The organism is Rhodococcus sp. NPDC003318 (assembly GCF_042879035.1).
Lineage (GTDB): Bacteria > Actinomycetota > Actinomycetes > Mycobacteriales > Mycobacteriaceae > Rhodococcus_G.
Genome location: NZ_JBIAOU010000014.1, coordinates 57899 through 74927, shown reverse-complemented (window position 1 = coordinate 74927; position 17029 = coordinate 57899). Strand labels below are relative to the sequence as shown.

The window sequence follows — 17029 nt, the reverse complement described above, 5'->3', positions numbered from 1 at the left end:
GACGCCGCCCCAGCCGACCCGGAGTTTCGCCTTGGCCTCGACCACTCGCCCGAACCCCGGGACCGCCGTCCCCCGGATCGCCGTCCTGATCAGCTGCTACACCGCCGAACGCCTCGACCTGCTCGTCACCGGGATCGAGGCGGCGCGTGGACAACTGCGCGCCGACGACGAACTGATCGTGGTCGTCGACCACAACCCCGACCTGCTGGCCGCGCTCCGCGACCGGTATCCGAGCGGTGTCACCATCGAGGCCAACACCCACAGCCGCGGCCTCTCCGGCGCCCGCAACACGGGCGTCGGGATCGCGACCGCCGAGATCGTCGCGTTCCTCGACGACGACGCCGCCCTGCGCCCCGGCGCGCTCGACGCCGCCCGCTGCGCGTTCACGGACCCCACCGTGGTCGCCGTCGGCGGTGCGGTACACGCCGCCTGGGAGTCCGGCAGCGCACCGACGTGGTTCCCCGACGAGTTCGGCTGGGTCGTCGGCTGCGACTACCGCGGCCTGGCCGCGGACGGAGCCGAGATCCGCAACCCGATCGGGGCCGCGATGGCGGTGCGCCGCGCCGAACTCGTGAAGATCGGCGGGTTCTCCGACCGCCTCGGCCGGGTCGGGACGGTTCCCGCCGGCTGCGAGGAGACCCTGATGGGCATCGAACTGCGCCGACGGTTCCCATCCTCGCGCATCGTGCGGACGACCGCATTCGCCGTCGACCACGTGGTCCCGGACAGCCGCGCGACCCTGCGTTACTTCTCCAGCCGCTGCCGGCACGAGGGCCGCTCGAAGGCCGTGCTGTCCGACATGGTTGGCGCGGACGCCGGCCTGTCCGCCGAGCGCAGCTTCGTCGTCCGGACGCTGAGCAGCGGTGTCCTGCGGTATCTCCGGCAGTCCGTGACCGGAGGCGGCCTCGCCGCGCTCGGTCGCATCCTCGTGCTCGTGTTCGGTCTCGTGCTCACCGCCACGTCCACGGCGGCCGGCGCGGCCCGCCTCCGACTCACCCGGCGCACCAGCCCCGAGGCGCCCGCGACCACTCCCCTCGCCGCGCACGAGGCCGCGGTCCGCGAGGACGAACTCGTCACCGTCGTGGTTCCCACCGTCGGCCGCGACTCGCTGATCGCCACCGCGAATGCCGTACTGGCCCAGGACCATCCGAACATCGAACTGATCGTCGTCGACAACCGGCCGCACCGCGGAGGCGTCCGGCAGATGGTCGCCGGCATCGAGGACCCCCGGTTGCGGGTCATCGACCAGCCGGTCCCGGGCGTGTCCGCGGCCCGCAACATCGGCCACCAGTCCGCCGCCGGTCGCATCGTGGCCTTCACCGACGACGACGCGCTGCCCGATCGGGACTGGGTGTCCGGCATCGTCCGCACCTTCCGCGCCGACCCCGTCGGTGCGATCGGCCTCGTCACGGGCCGGGTGCTCGGCACTGACGCGACCACCCGCGAGCAGGAGTGGTTCGAGGAGGCGAAGGTCTTCGACAAGGGCCCGACCGCGACGGTGTGGGCGATGCGCCCCCACGAGTCGAGCCCGGAACTGGGCGACTTCGGCGCCCGCGGACCGTTCTTCCCGTACACCGCGGGCGAGTGCGGATCGGGGAACAACATGGCGTTCCGATCCAGCGCCCTCGAGTCGATCGGCGGTTTCGACGAGCGCCTCGGTACCGGCACACCCACCCGCGGCGGCGAGGACCTCGACTCGTTCCGGGCCACCCTGCTGCGCGGATGGTCGATCGCCTACAACCCGGACGCCGTCGTCCGGCACTACCACCGCGACAACATGGCAGACCTGCGTGAGCAGTCCTACGGATACGGCACCGGGATGGCGGCGTCGTTGGCGAAGTTCGTGCTGTCCGGCCACGCAATTCCGATCCTCGCCCGCTTCCCGCGCGGCCTGCACATGCTGTTCTCGCCGAATTCGGCCAAGAACGTCGACTTCCCGTCGGACTGGCCGCTGCAGCTGCGCGCGCTCGAGGCGTGGGGATACGTGACCGGCCCGATCCTGTTCGTGCGCAGTCACCTGGCCGGTCGCCGCACCGGGGCGAATCGATGACGGGTTCCTCCGTGGTGTCGGCCCCTCGGCCGACCCCGGCGTCCCACCGGGCACCCACACCGGTGGTCCGGTTCGGCTGGAATCCCCGCTCGGCTCTGACACTCGGGTCCGCGGTGTGCGTGGCGATGCTGCTGCTGAACCTTCTTGTCGTGACGTCCCATTCGGATGTCGTTCCCGAGATCGTCCGCCTGCTCGTGGTGATCGCCGGACTGCTGCTGGTGCCCGGCCTGCCGGTCGTCGTCGCGCTGCGCATCCCCGGCCGGGCGCTCTCCGGCGCGCTGACGGTGTCGGTGTCGCTCGCGACGACCATCCTCGCGGCCCAGTTCACGATGGTCGCGAACTGGTGGAGCCCCCTCACCGTGCAGACGGTCCTCGCCGCGGGATCGCTCGCGGCGTGTGTGGTGGCCGCCCGCACCCTCCCGACCGAATACACCCTCCCGCGAGGGGAATTGCAGTACCTGCGTGCCGGGGGACGCACCCGGGCGGCGAGCCTCGCCGCGCTCGCGGTGGCGGTCCTGCTGTTCGCGCTCGCGGCGTCCCGGCTCGACTTCCTGTCCGCCGGCCACTACGGCATCGTCCCCCTGATCGGCCCGGTGTACTGGATCGGTCTCACGACACTGTGCGGCGCACTCGTGTTCACGCTGACGCGGCGCCGCATCGACCACATCGTGATGGCGGCCGGGTCGCTGGTCCTGATCGCCTACACCACGATGCTGGTCTCCGTGGCCAGCGGCGTGACGTCGGTGCCGACCGCGTTCGTGCACCGCGGCTTCATCGACACCCTCGTCGCGGGCGAAGACCTGCCGAACGGCATCGACGCACGATTCAGCTGGGCGGGCTTCTTCACCGCGGGCGCCCACCTGGTGACGGTCGCCGATCTCCCCGATGCGTCGGCGCTGCTGGAGTGGGCGCCGCTCTACATGAACGCGCTGCTCGCGTTCCCGCTCTACGCGATCGCCGTCGCGATCACCGGACGCGCGCGGTTGGCCTGGCTGGCGGTCGTGCTCTACCAGCTGTTCAACTGGTACCAGCAGGACTACTTCGCCCCGCAGGCCGTGGCAATGGTCTTCTACGCCACGATGATCGCGACGCTGCTCTGGCAACTGCGCCGCGCGCCACTTCCCGAGATCGGTCCGGGAATCGGCCGTTTCCTGATCTCCGCACCGCGGCGAACCCCCGGACTGGTTCCGGGATTCGGCAGGATGCGGACCCTGGCGATCGGCGCGGTCCTGCTGCTGCTGATCGTGGCGGACACCGTCACCCACCAGATCACTCCGATCCTGGCGATCATCGCACTGGCGTTCTTCTCGCTGTTCGGCGCGACCCGGTACCGGACGCTGTGGCTGGCCGCCGGACTCGTCTTCGCCGCCTGGTTCAGTTACGGCGCCACCGACTACTGGATCGGCCACCTGCACTCGATCTTCGGCGATGTCGGCCAGGTGAGCAATTCGGTGAACCGTGGTGTCAGCCAGCGCCTCTCGGGCGACCCGACCTATCAGCAGATGCAGTACCTCCGGATCGGTGCGTCGGGCCTGTTCGCCCTCGTCGCGTTCGCCGGGTGGCTGATGTCCCGCCGCCGCAAGGTGTGGCTGGTCGCCGGCGCGGCGTGCGCGGCGCCGTTCACACTCGTCCTGCTCCAGAGCTACGGCGGCGAGATGATCATCCGCTGCTTCGTGCTCGCCTCGCCCGTGCTCGCCCCGTTCGCCGCGATCGCGCTGTCCCGGGCGGGACGACGGCTGCGGGTGGTGTACACCCGGCGTGCCGGCGCCCGACCTACTCGGTGGGTACCCGCGGTCGCGTCCACCCTGGCACTCGTGGCGCTGGGTGCGCTGTTGACCACCAACCGCGGACTGAACACGGCGTTCGAGGCGTCCACGAGGGAACAGGTCACCGTCACCGCCGATTTCGTCGAGGCGATGCCGCCGGGTTCGACGGTGATGTCGTGGTCGTACGCACCGCACAGCAACGGTGTCCGGCGCAGTCTCGATCCCCACGGGCCGAAGTTCATGTTCGTGGACAGCTTCCCGTGTCTGAACGACCTGGCGGCCTGCGCCCTCGACCGTGATCCGTCCTACCTGTACGTCACCGCCCAGGGCACCGGAATGATGCAGCTGCAGTACGGGATGTCCCCGGAGTACCTGGCCGAGCAGTTGGACCGGGTCCTCGCCAGTGGACGTTACGTACCGATGATGGAAGGCGAGTCCGTCACCATCCTGCGTCGCACCGACACCCCCGCCGTCGAACTCGAGCACTCATGAACCTCACCGTTGCCTTCTTCCTGCTCTCCGCCGTCCTGCTCGTGGTCGGTGTCGTCCTGCGCGAGCGCGAGGTTCCCGACACCGGCTCGATCGGACGCCGGCCGCACGCGCAGGTGATCGCCGTGCTGCTGGCGATCTGCGTGGTCGCCGCCGCCGCCCTGACGTTCGTCCGGCTGATCGCGATGGCAGTGTGAGCGCGCGGGCCCTGCGGGCGGTGGCGGCCGCGGCCGCCGTCGCCGCGTGTGCGTCCTGCACCATCCCGACCGGTGAGGACAACCCGGCACCGACGTCGCAGACGCAGGCAGCCGCCGCGACCGCCGACGTGTGTTTCCAGGACCCGACGGCGGGCGGAATCCCCGTCCCCACCGGCGATCTGCCCGGCTGGAAGCAGATCTTCACGGACGAGTTCGACCGGTGCGATCTGGGTGGGAAGTGGAGCACCTACAGCGGTCAGCCGGGCGGGAACCCGCTCGGCTGGTGGGACGGGTCGATGGTGTCGCTCCACGACGGCACCCTCGATCTGCAGTCGCAGCGCACCTCCGACGGGTGGGTCAGCGGTGGGGTGTCGAACTATCCGGTCACCCAGCAGTACGGCCGCTGGGAGATCCGGATGCGCGCGGACCGCAGCGACGACATCTCGTACCACATGCTGTTGTGGCCGCAGCGCGAACACTGGCCACCGGAGATCGACTTCTCGGAATCGGTCAGCGGCGACCGCACCGCGATGGACGCGTTCCTGCACTGGCCCGGCGAGAACGGTGAGGACACCAAGGCCAACGCCGAGATCACCGGCGACTTCTCCCAGTGGCACACCGTCGGCGTCGAGTGGGGACCCGGCATCATCCGCTATCTCCTCGACGGAAAGGTCTGGGCCGAGGCGCATTCGGATGTGATGGTCCCGGACGAGCCGATGTGGCTGGGGATGCAGGCCGAGGCCGGCGCCTGCGAGCGCCGCGCCGACTGGGGTCTGGCGCCGTGCTCGGATTCGGACGCGCTCCGCCCCGACCGGGTCAGTGTGCAGGTGGACTGGGTCGCGGTCTACGAGCCGGTGATGCCGGAACTCGAGGCGATGCAGAAGAAGGGTGCATTCGATCCCCTTCCCGACGCGACTCAGCTGACCGAGAACGGCTGAGCGGCCGGCTCCTCGGCTCGCAGCGCCCGCACACCCCGCACCAGCGGCACGGCGAGGATCACCGCGGACAACATCTCGGCGGCGATGTACGCCCACCCCATGGCGGTGAGTCCGTGGTCGTCGATCAAGGCCAGGCTCAGGCCGAGAATCAGGACGGCATTGGCGATCTGCACGGTGATCGCCAGGCGCAGGCGTCGTCGCACCCGGGCCACGGCGTTGTAGGCGAAGCCGACGAAGGCGGGCACGAGCGCCACCGCCGCGAGGCGTAGGAGCGGTGTCCCGGTCTCGGCGTAGTCCTCGCCGACGAAGCTCAGCAGCACCGGCGCCATGCCGGCGAAGAGGACGACACCGCCCAGGGTGACGACGGCGAGCACTCCGAAGAACCGGCGGGTCAGGGCGACGACGTCGCCCGGAGCGGCGGCGGCACCGGCCACGTAGGGGCCCATGAGCATCGTCATCAGGACCAGGACCGCGGTCACCAGGGACCACGAGATCGAGAAGTACGCGTTGGCGTCGGCGCCGAGCCGGGCGACGACGATCAGCGGAAGCATCAGCGGTGCCAGCGATCCCACCACGTAGATGCCGTAGGAGCCGGCCAGGTAGGAGCCCATCTCCCGACGGTGCGGCAGCATCGACTCCGTGTCGGCGAAGTCCGGGCGGCGCAGCCGCCGCGCCACCGCGACGCCGAGGACGGCGGCCCCCGCGATCGCCGGGACGGTCCACGTCCACACGATCGCCAGACGCGAGGCGGTGTAGCCGAGCGCCAGCGCCGCAGCGAGTTTGACCACGGCGTGGGCGACGTTCTTCGTTGCGGCCCAACCCGCCTCGCGCAGGCCGACCGACGTGTGATCGAGCAGCGCGAAGGCGGAGAACACGGCGACGACGAGCGGGAAGCTCGCCGCCTGCAGCCAGTTCTCGAACATCTCGTCGGTGGGGCCCCACAGCAGGAAGCCGGCGCCGAGGATCAGGCCGCCGCAGGCGCCGACCGCGAAACCGTTGCGTACCAGGTTCTTCGCCTGCTTCCCGGCGAGCGGCAGGAAGCGCTCGTACAGCGCGCCGAGGCTGAGGTTGCCGAACGCCGACAGCATCGTCGCGGTGGTGATCACCGCCGATGCCGCGCCGACCTCCCGCGCCGGGTACACCCGGCCGAGCACCGCCCAGTAGAAGAGGCCGAGCACGCCGGTCACGGCGGCGGAGACGGTCAGCGCAAGGCTGTTGCGTTCGAGACTCTTCCCCTCGCGCGGACCGTCGGTCCCGCTGCGCTCCGAGGGCGAACTCGCACCGACGACCCCGGCCGAGTCCACCGCCGTCACTGGGTCAGTTCACGCACGTCGGCGCGTGCCGATTCCCTGCGGATGTGCTTGGTGGCGCGCCAGTGCGTCCATTCCTGGCCGATGGTGCGCAACACCCGCATGCCGTCGCTGTAGGCGTTGAGGTTGCTACGACCGTGGATGCGCGGCCCCTCGAAGCTGCCGACCTCCTCGATGACCAGGCCGGCCGTCGCGAGCCGCACGTTGATGACGGTCTCGATCTCGAATCCGTCACCCCACTGCGCGCGCTGGTACTCGGTCGGGGGCAGCTCGATCAGCGGGACGTGCTTGCGCCAGAAGGCGTTGTAGCCGTAGCAGAGGTCGGAGAACTTGGTCCGGAAGATCAGGTTCACCAGGCCGTTGAGGCCCTTGTTGCCGACGTTGCGCAGTCCGGTGATGTCCGAGCTGCCGCCGCGGCCGACGAAGCGGCTGCCCTTGGCGAGGTCGGCGCCGCCGACGAGGGCCTCGACGAAGTACGGGATCTCCGCGGGATCGGTGGAGCCGTCCGCGTCGATCATCACGATGATGTCCTCGGTGGCCGCGGCGAAGCCGCACGCGAGTGCGTTGCCCTTGCCGCTGCGGGTCTGGGTGACGAACACGGCGTCCGGCCAGAGCTCGCGGGCGACCGCCACGGTGTCGTCGGTCGAATTGCCGTCGACGAAGACGATCTGGTCGATGCCGGCGGGCATCCGGGAGGCGACGAACGGGAGGTTCTTCGCCTCGTTCATCGCAGGAATGATGACCGAGACCGTCGGCCTGCGTCGTCCGCGACCGGTGTCGTCCGCGACCGGAGGCTGGACGGCGGGCCCAGCAGAAATACCCGAGCCGTCGGTCGGTGTAGGCGTACTCAAGTCGATCGCTCCAGTCGTGATCTTCGTGGGGACGGCCCGGCCAGTACCGGACGGGCCACGCAAAGCGCTTGGCGTCGTGCCGATTCGGGGGTCCCACAGTTCGTCGAACTGCGTGCCATACACTAGAAGGTAGGCAAGCCTAAGCAAAGCGCTAGACGGCCTGTGTGGCGACTGTCACACAGCAAACCCAGAGAGAAGGCCCCGTGCACACCCAGGTAGCGATCATCGGAGCCGGTCCGGCCGGACTGACCCTGGCCCGAATGCTTCACCTCCAGGGGATCACCTCGGTCGTCGTCGAGCAGCGCAGCCGCGAGTACGTGGAGACCCGGACGCGCGCGGGCATCCTGGAGCAACCCACGGTCGCCCTGATGCACGAACTCGGTGTCGGCGAACGCCTCGCCGACGAGGGCATGTCGCACAACGGGTTCTACGTGCGCTTCGACCGCACCACCCACCACCTCGACTTCCACCGGCTGATCGGCGGTCATGCCACCGTCTACGGGCAGCAGGAACTCGTCAAGGACCTGATCGCCAACCGGATCGCGACCGACGGCCCGCTCCTGTTCGACGCCTCGGTCACCGCGATCGAGACCACGGCGTCCGGCGCGCGAGTGCTGGTCGACCACGCGGGCACCCCACTCGAGATCACCGCCGATTTCGTCGCGGGCTGCGACGGCTTCCACGGGGTCAGCCGCACCCACGTCCCCGCGCCCTCGCGTCGGGAGTTCACCAGGACGTACCCGGTCGCCTGGCTCGGCATCCTCGCCCGGACGACGCCGACGACCCCGGAGGGCATGTACTGCGCCCACGAGAACGGCATCTCGGTGCACAGCATGCGCGGCCCGAAGATCACCCGCCAGTACCTTCAGGTGCCCCTGGACACCGACCTGGCCGACTGGTCCGACGAGCAGATCTGGGACGAACTGACCCGGCGTAGCGCCAGCGACGACTTCCCGGAACTCGAGCGCGGCGAGATCTTCGACCGCTCCCTCGCACCGCTGCGCTCGTACGTGTGCGAGACCATGCAGGACGGCCGGCTGTTCCTGCTCGGCGACGCGGCACACATCGTTCCGCCGACCGGGGCGAAGGGACTCAACCTCGCGGTGTCGGACGCCAGCACGCTGTCGTTCGCGCTCGGCGCCTTCTACGGGTCCGGCGCCCGGGAACACCTCGACTCGTATTCCGAGACCTGCCTGCCCCGGATCTGGAAGGCACAGCACTTCTCCTGGACCTTGACGACCACACTGCACGCACTGTCGGACGACCCGATGGACTGGCGCCTGCGCCGGGCGCGACTGAGCCGGTGGGTGGAGTCGGAGGCCGAGCAGGCCGCTCTCGGCGAGGTCTACCTGGGGCTTCCGTTCCCGACGCACTGGTGGCATTCGGCCTCGTGACGTCCGGTGTGGCGCAGATCGCAGAGGGTGCCCTATCCTCTCCCCGACCATTTGTGTAGCCTACCCTAATATTGGCGGAGGCCCGGGTGACCGACCAGCCGCGTGCGTGCTTGTCCGATTGGAGTTCGGCCGATGTTCAGTTTCCCCACGCGTACCCGCGCTCGCTCCCTGAGCGGCAAGGGTATTCGGATGTCCCGCATTACCGACCACACCACGGGCCGGACGTTGATCGTGCCGATGGACCACTCGGTGACCGTCGGACCGCTCGGCGACGCCGACCATGCCGACACGATGGTCCGCGCACTGGCCGAGGCCGGCGCCAACGCCGTGGTGCTGCACCGCGGCCGGGCCCGGCACGTCGACCCGTCGTCGTTCTCCCGGATGGGCCTGATCGTCCACCTGTCCGCGGGCACCACCCGGAGCATGGACCTGCACGCCAAGGTGCTCGTCTCCGGCGTCGACGACGCGCTGCGGATCGGCGCTGACGCGGTCAGCGTGCACGTCAACATCGGATCCCCCACGGAGCGCGAACAACTCGCCGACCTCGGTGCCGTCTCCCGCGAGTGCGAGGCGCTCGGCGCCCCCCTGCTCGTGATGATGTACGCCCGCGGACCGCTGCGCGCCGACCTGCCGCCGGATCCGCGCGAACTCGCGCACCTCGCCGCCATCGCGACCGACCTCGGCGCCGACCTGGTCAAGCTCGACTACTCCGGCGATCCGCAGTCGATGCGCCGCGTGGTCGAGTCGTGCCCGATCCCGATCTGCGTCGCGGGCGGGCCGAGCGCCGACCACACCGACGCCGACGAGCACGCCGTCGCACTCGGGTCCGAGATCCTCGCCTCCGGCGTCGCCGGGCTGAGCTTCGGACGCAACGTCTTCGAGGCCCGCGACCCGTACGCGGTCGCATCCACCCTGGCTCGCCTCGTACACTCCCCCGCTGCCGCTGTCGAACTCGAAAGCGCCTGACGGCACCCGCCCCACCTTGCTCCACAAACCGAAGGGAATCCGTCCGCACATGGACAGCACCATCGTCACCGACCAGATCGTCCCCGCCGCAGGCGCGGGCGCCGACCTCCGTCGCACCCCCGTCAGCCGCGAGGGCCACTTCGCGTGGCTCGACGTGCGCGCGCTCGACGAGGCGCTGCTCCCCGCAGTCGTGCAGGCCGCCCTGCACCACCGCATCGACGGCATCCTCTCCGACACGGTCGCGACCTTCGAGGGTCTGCCTCCGACGGTGCGGCGCATCCTGGCCGTCGACACCCCGGTCGCGGAGGACTTCCCCTACGACTCGGTGGACCTGGTGATCGTGTCGGACCGCGCGGACGTGCACTCCAAGCACATCGGCCACACCCCGGATCGCGGTGTGCACGTGGTGGTCTCGGACGCCCCGACGCTGCAGGAGGCGTGCGAGGTGGTCCGTGAGGTGCCCTGGACGGTGCTCACCTTCACCGACCCGACCAAGATCCCGCTCGAGATCGTCATCGCCGCAGCCGAGAACTCGGGCGGACGCACGGTCACGACGGTCACCGACGTCGAGGACGCGGAGATCGTCAAGCTGGTCCTCGAGCACGGTTCCGACGGACTGCTGCTGGCTCCGCGCAGCGCGGACGACGTCGTGAAGATCGCCCGCATCGTCGACCACAAGCTCGAGGGCATGGAGCTCTCCGAGCTCGTCGTCACCAAGGTCGAGCACATCGGCATGGGCGACCGCGCGTGCATCGACACCTGCTCGCTGCTCGAGAAGGACGAGGGCTGCCTGATCGGGTCGTTCTCGACCGGTATGTTCCTGTCCTGCAGCGAGACCCACCCGCTGCCCTACATGCCGACCCGTCCGTTCCGGTGGAATGCCGGCGCCGTGCACTCCTACGTCCTCGGCCCCGACAACCGCACCCGTTACGTCAGCGAGTTGCAGGCCGGTTTCCCGATTCTCGCGGTCCGCACCGACGGGAGCGTGCGCGAGGTCCGCATCGGCCGGGTCAAGATCGAGAAGCGTCCGCTGATCTCCATCACCGCGGTGGCGCCGAACGGCAAGAACGTCAACGTGATCGCGCAGGACGACTGGCACGTGCGGCTGCTCGGCCCCGGCGGCAGCGTCAACAACGTCACCGAGCTGACCCCCGGCGACAAGCTGCTCGGCTACGTTCCGACCGAGGCTCGGCACGTCGGTCTGCCGATCACCGAGTTCTGCGACGAGCGTTAGACACGTGACTCAGGCGACCCCCGACATTCTCTGGTACATCGGGGCGAACGACGGAGCGGTGCCGTGGGATCCGCGGCACCGCTTCGAGCCGTCGTTCGCCGCGTTGCGCGAGCAGGCCCGCACGCTGGACCGGCTCGGATACTTCGGTGCCCTGACCACCGCCCGTGAGGCCATCTCGCTGGTGGCCGACACCGAGCGACTGCGGTTCGTCGTGCCGGAGTATCCGGGCGTCAAGCCGCCGGTGCTGCTCGCCGAGGAGGCGCAGGTCTTCGACCAGTACTCCGGTGGCCGTCTGATCTACAACCAGGTGAACGGCGCGGACCCGGTGCTGGCCAGGTACGGCCGGTTCCACTCCAAGACCGAGCGCTACGCGTTGTCGGAGGAGTACTGGTCGCTGTTCAAGCGGCTCTACCTCGACGAGACCGACGCCTATTCGGGCGAGTACTTCGAGTACGGTCCACGCTACAAGCCGGCCATTGCCGGTCCCCGCCAGCCCGGCGGTGTCTCGATCTGGGGCACCGGCGCCTCCCCCGAGGGCATCGCGCACGCGGCGCAGGTACTCGACGCCTACCTGATGTTCATGAGCCCGGCCGACGCAATGGACGCCGTGTTCACCAAGGTACGCAAGGCCACCGCGGACGCCGGCCGGGAGATGCGCTTCGGCGTGCTCGCCAGCGTGGTGGTGCGCGAGACCGAGGGCGAGGCGTGGGAGTACTTCGAGTCCCAACTCGCCCGGACCTCGCCGGAGTCGGTGCTCGCCACCACGGACCGCAACCTCACCAGTTTCGGATTCCCGCCGCTGGCGGAGCTGACCTCCGACGACGCCCAGGTCCGGGCCCGGATCGCGGCGTTGCGGGCCGGACGCCTCCCGACCCGCGCCGAACTCGAGTACGCGCCCAACCTGGCGGCCGGGCTGACCACCTGGACGGGAGCGGAGCCACCGTTCGACATCGCGGGCAAGGGCACCGGCAACTACCTGGTCGGTAGCGCCGACAACGTCGCCGCCCGCATACTCGAGATGAGCTCCTCGCTCGGCATCGACATCTGGATCCTGTCCGGGTGGCCGCTGATCGACGAGGCGAAGACCGTCGCGGAACTGCTGTTCCCGCGACTCGGAATCACCCCGTCTGCCTGAGGTTTCGATGACTCGCACGTTCACCGCCACGCGCGGCTATCCCCCGTTCGCCGTGCCGTGGACCTCGATCCGGGAGCGGTTCGAGGCGGTGGCCGACGCCCTCCCCGACGACGTGGCGGTGGTGTGCCGCGGCGAACGGATCACCTACGCGCAGCTGCGGGACCGCGCGCTCGCCGGGGCGCGCGCCCTGACGGCCGAACTCGGCGACACCCGTCGCCCCGTGGCGCTGGACACCTCGTGCAGCCTCGCCTGCGTGGTCGCCGTCGTGACGGTACTGGTCTCGGGACACCCACTGGTGCTGCTCGATTCCCAGCTTCCGGAGGAGCGGCGCGCCGACATCCTCACGCGCAGCGGTGCCCGGCGGTACCGCCCCGACGATCTCGCGGCGACGACCGCCGCACCGACCCCCACGCTGCCCGCCGTCGACCCCACCGACACCGCGGTCCTGCTGTTCACCTCCGGTTCGACCGGCCGCCCGAAGGCGGTCCGTCAGGGGCAGCGCCTGTGGCTCAACCAGGCCGCGGACTTCCACACCACGCTCGGCATCGGTGCCGGCGACCGGGTCGGGATGGCGCTGCCGATCAGCTTCGGCGGCGGCATGGACGTCGTGGTGTTCACCCTGCTCAACGGCGCGACGCTGCACTTCCTCGACCCCCGGGAGGTGGGGATCGAGGAAGTGCCGCAGTGGATCTCCGGCGAGGCGCTGACCACACTGCACGCCACCCCCTCGCTGCTGCGGGCGGTGGTCAAGGTGTGCGCGGACACCCCGACGCTGAGCGGCCTGCGACTGGTCACCACCTGCGGCGAGGCGGTCCACGGCGACGACGTGACGCGCCTGCGCGCGCTGCTCGGCCCGGAGTCCACCTACTGCAACCTGTCCGGTTCCTCGGAGACCGGCAACCTTGCGTTCAACGAGTTCCCCGCGCAGCGGCCGGTGCCCGACCGGGTGCTGCCGGTCGGGGTCGTGGCCGCCAACAAGGTGGTCCGCCTGATCGGCCCCGACGGCAGGCCGGTCCCGATCGGCCAGGTCGGTGAGATCGTCGTCGAATCCGACTATCTCGCCGAGGGATACCACGTCACCCGCGACGGCGAGGCGACGGCGGACGTCACGAAGTTCGGCCGCACCCGCGAGGGCGTCCGGTTCTTCCGGATGGGTGACCTCGGCCGCTTCGACGAGTTCGGCCACCTACACCTGGTCGGCCGCGGCGACGATGCCGTCAAGGTGCGCGGGTATCTTGTCGAGCCCGCCGACGTCGAATCCGCGCTCCGGAAGCTGACCTCCGTGGACGACGCCGTCGTGGTGGCGCACCGCACCGAGACGGCCGCCGCGCTGACCGGGTACGTCGCCGTCAGCCCGGACGGTCGGGCGCCCTCCGCTGCGGACCTGCGGCGGGAGCTGCGGGACACGTTGCCGGACTGGATGATCCCCGCACACATCGTTCTCCTGCCCGTGCTGCCCCGCAACGAGCGCGGCAAGGTGGACCGGGCGGCTCTGCCCGCGCCGTCCCCGCGACCGGCGCACGTGCCGCCGGCGGTCGGCACCGAGACCACGCTGGCCGAACTGTGGGCGGAGATCCTCGGCGTCGACCGGGTGGGACGCGACGACGACTTCACCGCGCTCGGCGGCGACTCGCTGCAGACCCAGCAGATGCTCACCCGGGTCGGTGCGCAGACAGACGTCGCGCTGTCGTCGGCGACACTGGCCAACTTCCCGACACTGCGGCAGTTCGCCGCTCACCTCGACGAGGCCGCCGGTGCGACTCCGGTGGACCGCACCTCGGTGCTGGTCCCGCTGCGCCCCGGCGGCTCCGGTGAGCCCGTGTTCGCGTTCGCCGGGGCGGGTTCCACCGCTCTGGCACTGCTTCCGTTGGCCAGGGAACTCGACCCCCACCGGCCCGTCCACGGCCTGCAGGCGCACGGCCTCGAACGCCGCGGTGTGCCCGACTGGACCATCGGGGCGGCGGCGCGGCGCTACCTGCGGGAGATCCGGCGCGTTCAACCCCACGGTCCGTACACCTTCGTCGGGCACTCGCTCGGCGGGGTGATCGCGATGGCGGTGGCTCGGCTGCTCGAGGCCGACGGCGAAACCGTTCGCGCGGTCGTCTGCCTCGACACGATTCTCGGCGGCCCCCTGTCGGTCGGGGGCCCCGACCTGCCCCGGACCCTGGCCACGCCTCCCGCCGTCGCCGGTCCACCGCCCTCACGGAGCGACCTGTGGCGCACCCGTTTCCGACTGCTCACCGCCGGTGTGGTGCAGCGGCCCGCGCAGGAGCAGTGGGATCTCTTCCACGAACTGGGCCGTCGGGTGTCCCTGCTGCACCGGCTGAAGCCGTGGCACGGCCGGGTCGCGGTGGTGATGGCCGAGGACAACCCGGACGAGCCGTCGTGGTGGCCGGTCGTCGCCCCGAACGTCGTCTCGGTCGAACGCGTGTCCGGCGATCACGTCGGGATGCTGCGTGCCCCGCACGTCACCCGAACGGCAGCGCTCGTGCGGGCGGCGTTGGAGCACACCGCATGACGGATCGGTTCGCGGTGCTGGTGCTCGCGCACCACCAGCCGCGGGTCCTCACCGCGCTGCTCGATTCGCTCCGTCACCCGGCGATCGACGTGTTCGTGCACGTCGACGCGAAGTCGGACCTCGCGCGGTTCCTCGCGGCAGCGCCGGAACGCGACGGCCTGACCTACCTGCGTGACCGCCGCGAGGTGCGCTGGGGCGGACTGAGCATCGTGTCCGCGACGCTCGACCTCCTCGCGGCCGCCCGGGCGACGGGTCGACCGTACCGCCGGTTCGCACTGCTCTCCGGCGCCGACCTGCGCATCGCCCCGCTCGACGACGTCCTCACGGCGTGGTCCGGGGACACCGAGTACATCCGCATCGACTGGCACCTCACCGGCCCCGGCGCCCAGCGCATGCACGTCGTCAACCGCAGACACTTCCCCGACGACCGGTTCCCCGTGCGGGGACGGTGGTCCGGCCGCATCCCGCGGCGGGTGGACGAGACGCTGCCGCTCGTCCAGGGTTCGACGTGGTGGGCGCTGACCGCCGAAGCCGTGGAGCACGTCCACCGCTTCCTGGCGGCGAACCCACGGTGGCTGCGATTCCACCGGCACACCCTGTGCGCCGACGAGATCGTCTTCCACTCGATCCTCGCGGCGTCGCCGCTCGCCGACCGCATCGCACAACACGTCGACCGCGAGTCCGACGTCGACGCATACCTCCTCCATCCGGTGCACGCGCTGCACCACATCGACTGGTCGGATCGGAACGCCATCAACCCCCGCACGTTCACCATCGACGACGAGGTCGAGTTGCGGCGCTCCCCGGCGCTGTTCGCCCGCAAGGCCGACGAGTCGTCGTGGGAGCTGATCGACGCGTTCCGCGCCGGCGAGCAGGTGGCCTCGTGATCCGTCTGCCCAAGCGCCTCACCGCGCCGGGACTCGAATCCAACGCCGCGGCACTGATGCTGGCGTCGGTCGCCACGGGCGCTCTCGGCCTGGTGTACTGGGCGGTCGCGGAACGGTTCTTCGACACGGCCGACGTCGGTCGCGCCTCCGCGGTGATCAGCACCGCCACCATGCTGGCGTCGCTGTCGTGCCTGTCACTCGGCGGCGCATACCAGCGCTTCCTTCCGGTGGCCGGCCGGTCGTCGACGCGGCTGATCGTCGGCGGTCTCGCGTTGACGTCAACCGTCGCCCTGGTTCTCGGCTGCCTGTTCCTGCTGGTGTACCCGTCCCACGATCGGCTCTTCACCTCCTCCGCCGAGTACGCGCTGTTCCCCTTCATCGTCGTCGCGTTCGCGGTCTACGCCCTGGCCGATCCGATCCTGACGGGTCTGCGCCTCGCGAAAGCGGTTGCGGTCAAGAACATCGCCCTCTCGGTCCTCAAGATCATCCCCGTCGTCGTGCTCGCGAGCACCGGTTCCGCGCTGGCGCTCAGCGGGTCGTGGGCGGTGCTCGCCTTCGGTGTGACCGCGATCGCGGTGGTCTATCTGCTGCGGTCGGTCCGGGAGCGCCGGGACGTCGAACCGGAACTGCCGCCGGTGCGGGAACTGTGGGCGTTCCAGGGTGTGTACTTCACGATGACGCTCGTCATGACCGTGATTCCCCTGGTGCTGCCGCTGATCGTGGTGTCCGAGTTGGGCACCGAGCAGAACGCCTACTTCAACCTGGCGTGGACGATGTGCTCCGCTGTCGGGCTGCTGCGCGCCGGCGTGGGTTCCTCGTTCATCGTGGAGGCCTCCGCACCGGGTGCGGACCAGCCTGCGCTGCTGCGCCGCCTGGTCCGGATGCTCGGCGCCGTCGCGGTGGTCTCGGCGACCGGTCTCGCGGTCGGCGGCCCACTCGTGCTGTACGTGGTGAGCCCGGACTACTTCCACGCCGCGGCCGGCCTGGTGCTGGTGATGGCGGTCGACTCGCTCGTCGGCACCGTGGTCATCGTGTACTTCCTGCTCGCGCAGATCCTGCGACGACTGCGCCTGATGCTGGCGATCCAGATCGTCATCGTCGTCACCACCCTCACGGTGACGCTGCTGCTCGTCCCACGGGTCGGGCTGATCGGCGTCGGTCTCGGCTCGCTGACCGCACAGCTGGTCGCCGTGACGGTGATCGCCCTTCCCCTGCGGCGGGCGATCGCCGACCTGACCGCGCCCGCGGACCGGGAACCGGAGCCCGTCCCCGCAGGCTGAGCGCCGCAACGCAA

The 17029-nt window shown here is 70.3% G+C and carries 13 protein-coding genes; 11 read left to right on the top strand and 2 right to left on the bottom strand.

Going from position 1 to position 17029, the window contains the following annotated elements; genetic code table 11:
* Positions 1–31: 31 nt before the first annotated feature.
* From ACFYVR_RS20035 to ACFYVR_RS20020, 4 genes are read left to right on the top strand one after another with little or no spacing between them, the layout of a single operon-like run.
* On the top strand, positions 32–2050 hold the full coding sequence (locus ACFYVR_RS20035; RefSeq protein WP_387476360.1) for a glycosyltransferase family 2 protein: 2019 nt from the start codon (positions 32–34) through the stop codon (positions 2048–2050).
* Positions 2047–4308, top strand: a complete 2262-nt coding sequence (locus ACFYVR_RS20030) for a hypothetical protein (RefSeq protein WP_387476358.1) — start codon at positions 2047–2049, stop codon at positions 4306–4308. Before ACFYVR_RS20035 ends, ACFYVR_RS20030 begins: the two co-directional genes overlap by 4 nt.
* The gene (locus tag ACFYVR_RS20025; RefSeq protein WP_387476356.1) at positions 4305–4502 is read left to right on the top strand and encodes a hypothetical protein; all 198 of its coding nucleotides are present in this window, start codon (positions 4305–4307) and stop codon (positions 4500–4502) included. The genes ACFYVR_RS20030 and ACFYVR_RS20025 overlap by 4 nt, the downstream gene beginning before the upstream one ends.
* Positions 4499–5440: a family 16 glycosylhydrolase gene (locus tag ACFYVR_RS20020; RefSeq protein ID WP_387476354.1), complete on the top strand. Its 942-nt coding sequence runs from the start codon at positions 4499–4501 to the stop codon at positions 5438–5440. The genes ACFYVR_RS20025 and ACFYVR_RS20020 overlap by 4 nt, the downstream gene beginning before the upstream one ends.
* On the opposite strand, the gene ACFYVR_RS20015 is transcribed toward ACFYVR_RS20020, so the two are convergent.
* The gene (locus ACFYVR_RS20015; protein ID WP_387476352.1) at positions 5419–6753 is read right to left on the bottom strand and encodes a lipopolysaccharide biosynthesis protein; all 1335 of its coding nucleotides are present in this window, start codon (positions 6751–6753) and stop codon (positions 5419–5421) included. The two genes, ACFYVR_RS20020 and ACFYVR_RS20015, sit on opposite strands and share 22 nt — an antisense overlap.
* Entirely contained in the window at positions 6750–7607 is an 858-nt protein-coding gene (locus ACFYVR_RS20010) for a glycosyltransferase family 2 protein (RefSeq protein ID WP_387476459.1), read from the bottom strand. The genes ACFYVR_RS20015 and ACFYVR_RS20010 overlap by 4 nt, the downstream gene beginning before the upstream one ends.
* A gap of 197 nt (positions 7608–7804) precedes the next feature.
* Here ACFYVR_RS20010 and ACFYVR_RS20005 point away from each other — a divergent pair, with 197 nt between their 5' ends.
* From ACFYVR_RS20005 to ACFYVR_RS19975, 7 genes are all read left to right on the top strand, one after another.
* Positions 7805–8995: a 4-hydroxybenzoate 3-monooxygenase gene (locus tag ACFYVR_RS20005; RefSeq protein ID WP_387476350.1), complete on the top strand. Its 1191-nt coding sequence runs from the start codon at positions 7805–7807 to the stop codon at positions 8993–8995.
* 132 nt (positions 8996–9127) lie between these two features.
* Entirely contained in the window at positions 9128–9961 is an 834-nt protein-coding gene (locus ACFYVR_RS20000) for a 2-amino-3,7-dideoxy-D-threo-hept-6-ulosonate synthase (protein ID WP_387476348.1), read from the top strand.
* Between the two features lie 49 nt (positions 9962–10010).
* A complete protein-coding gene (locus ACFYVR_RS19995; protein ID WP_387476346.1) occupies positions 10011–11195 on the top strand; it encodes a 3-dehydroquinate synthase II family protein in 1185 nt (394 codons plus the stop codon).
* 4 nt (positions 11196–11199) lie between these two features.
* Complete coding sequence (locus tag ACFYVR_RS19990; RefSeq protein WP_387476344.1) at positions 11200–12330, top strand: LLM class flavin-dependent oxidoreductase; 1131 nt, start codon at positions 11200–11202, stop codon at positions 12328–12330.
* A gap of 7 nt (positions 12331–12337) precedes the next feature.
* Positions 12338–14848 carry an alpha/beta fold hydrolase gene (locus ACFYVR_RS19985; protein WP_387476342.1) on the top strand — a complete coding sequence of 837 codons (2511 nt, stop codon included), beginning with the start codon at positions 12338–12340 and terminating at the stop codon, positions 14846–14848.
* Complete coding sequence (locus ACFYVR_RS19980; protein ID WP_387476340.1) at positions 14845–15735, top strand: beta-1,6-N-acetylglucosaminyltransferase; 891 nt, start codon at positions 14845–14847, stop codon at positions 15733–15735. Before ACFYVR_RS19985 ends, ACFYVR_RS19980 begins: the two co-directional genes overlap by 4 nt.
* The gene (locus ACFYVR_RS19975; RefSeq protein WP_387476338.1) at positions 15732–17015 is read left to right on the top strand and encodes a lipopolysaccharide biosynthesis protein; all 1284 of its coding nucleotides are present in this window, start codon (positions 15732–15734) and stop codon (positions 17013–17015) included. Before ACFYVR_RS19980 ends, ACFYVR_RS19975 begins: the two co-directional genes overlap by 4 nt.
* Positions 17016–17029: the final 14 nt, after the last annotated feature.

Excerpts from the sequence above, each read along its gene's own strand:
- ACFYVR_RS20030 (WP_387476358.1), top strand. The coding sequence starts at position 2,047 with ATGACGGGTTCCTCCGTGGTGTCGGCCCCTCGGCCGACCCCGGCGTCC.
- ACFYVR_RS20025 (WP_387476356.1), top strand. The coding sequence starts at position 4,305 with ATGAACCTCACCGTTGCCTTCTTCCTGCTCTCCGCCGTCCTGCTCGTG.
- ACFYVR_RS20000 (WP_387476348.1), top strand. The coding sequence starts at position 9,128 with ATGTTCAGTTTCCCCACGCGTACCCGCGCTCGCTCCCTGAGCGGCAAG.
- ACFYVR_RS19995 (WP_387476346.1), top strand. The coding sequence starts at position 10,011 with ATGGACAGCACCATCGTCACCGACCAGATCGTCCCCGCCGCAGGCGCG.
- ACFYVR_RS19985 (WP_387476342.1), top strand. The coding sequence starts at position 12,338 with ATGACTCGCACGTTCACCGCCACGCGCGGCTATCCCCCGTTCGCCGTG.
- ACFYVR_RS19980 (WP_387476340.1), top strand. The coding sequence starts at position 14,845 with ATGACGGATCGGTTCGCGGTGCTGGTGCTCGCGCACCACCAGCCGCGG.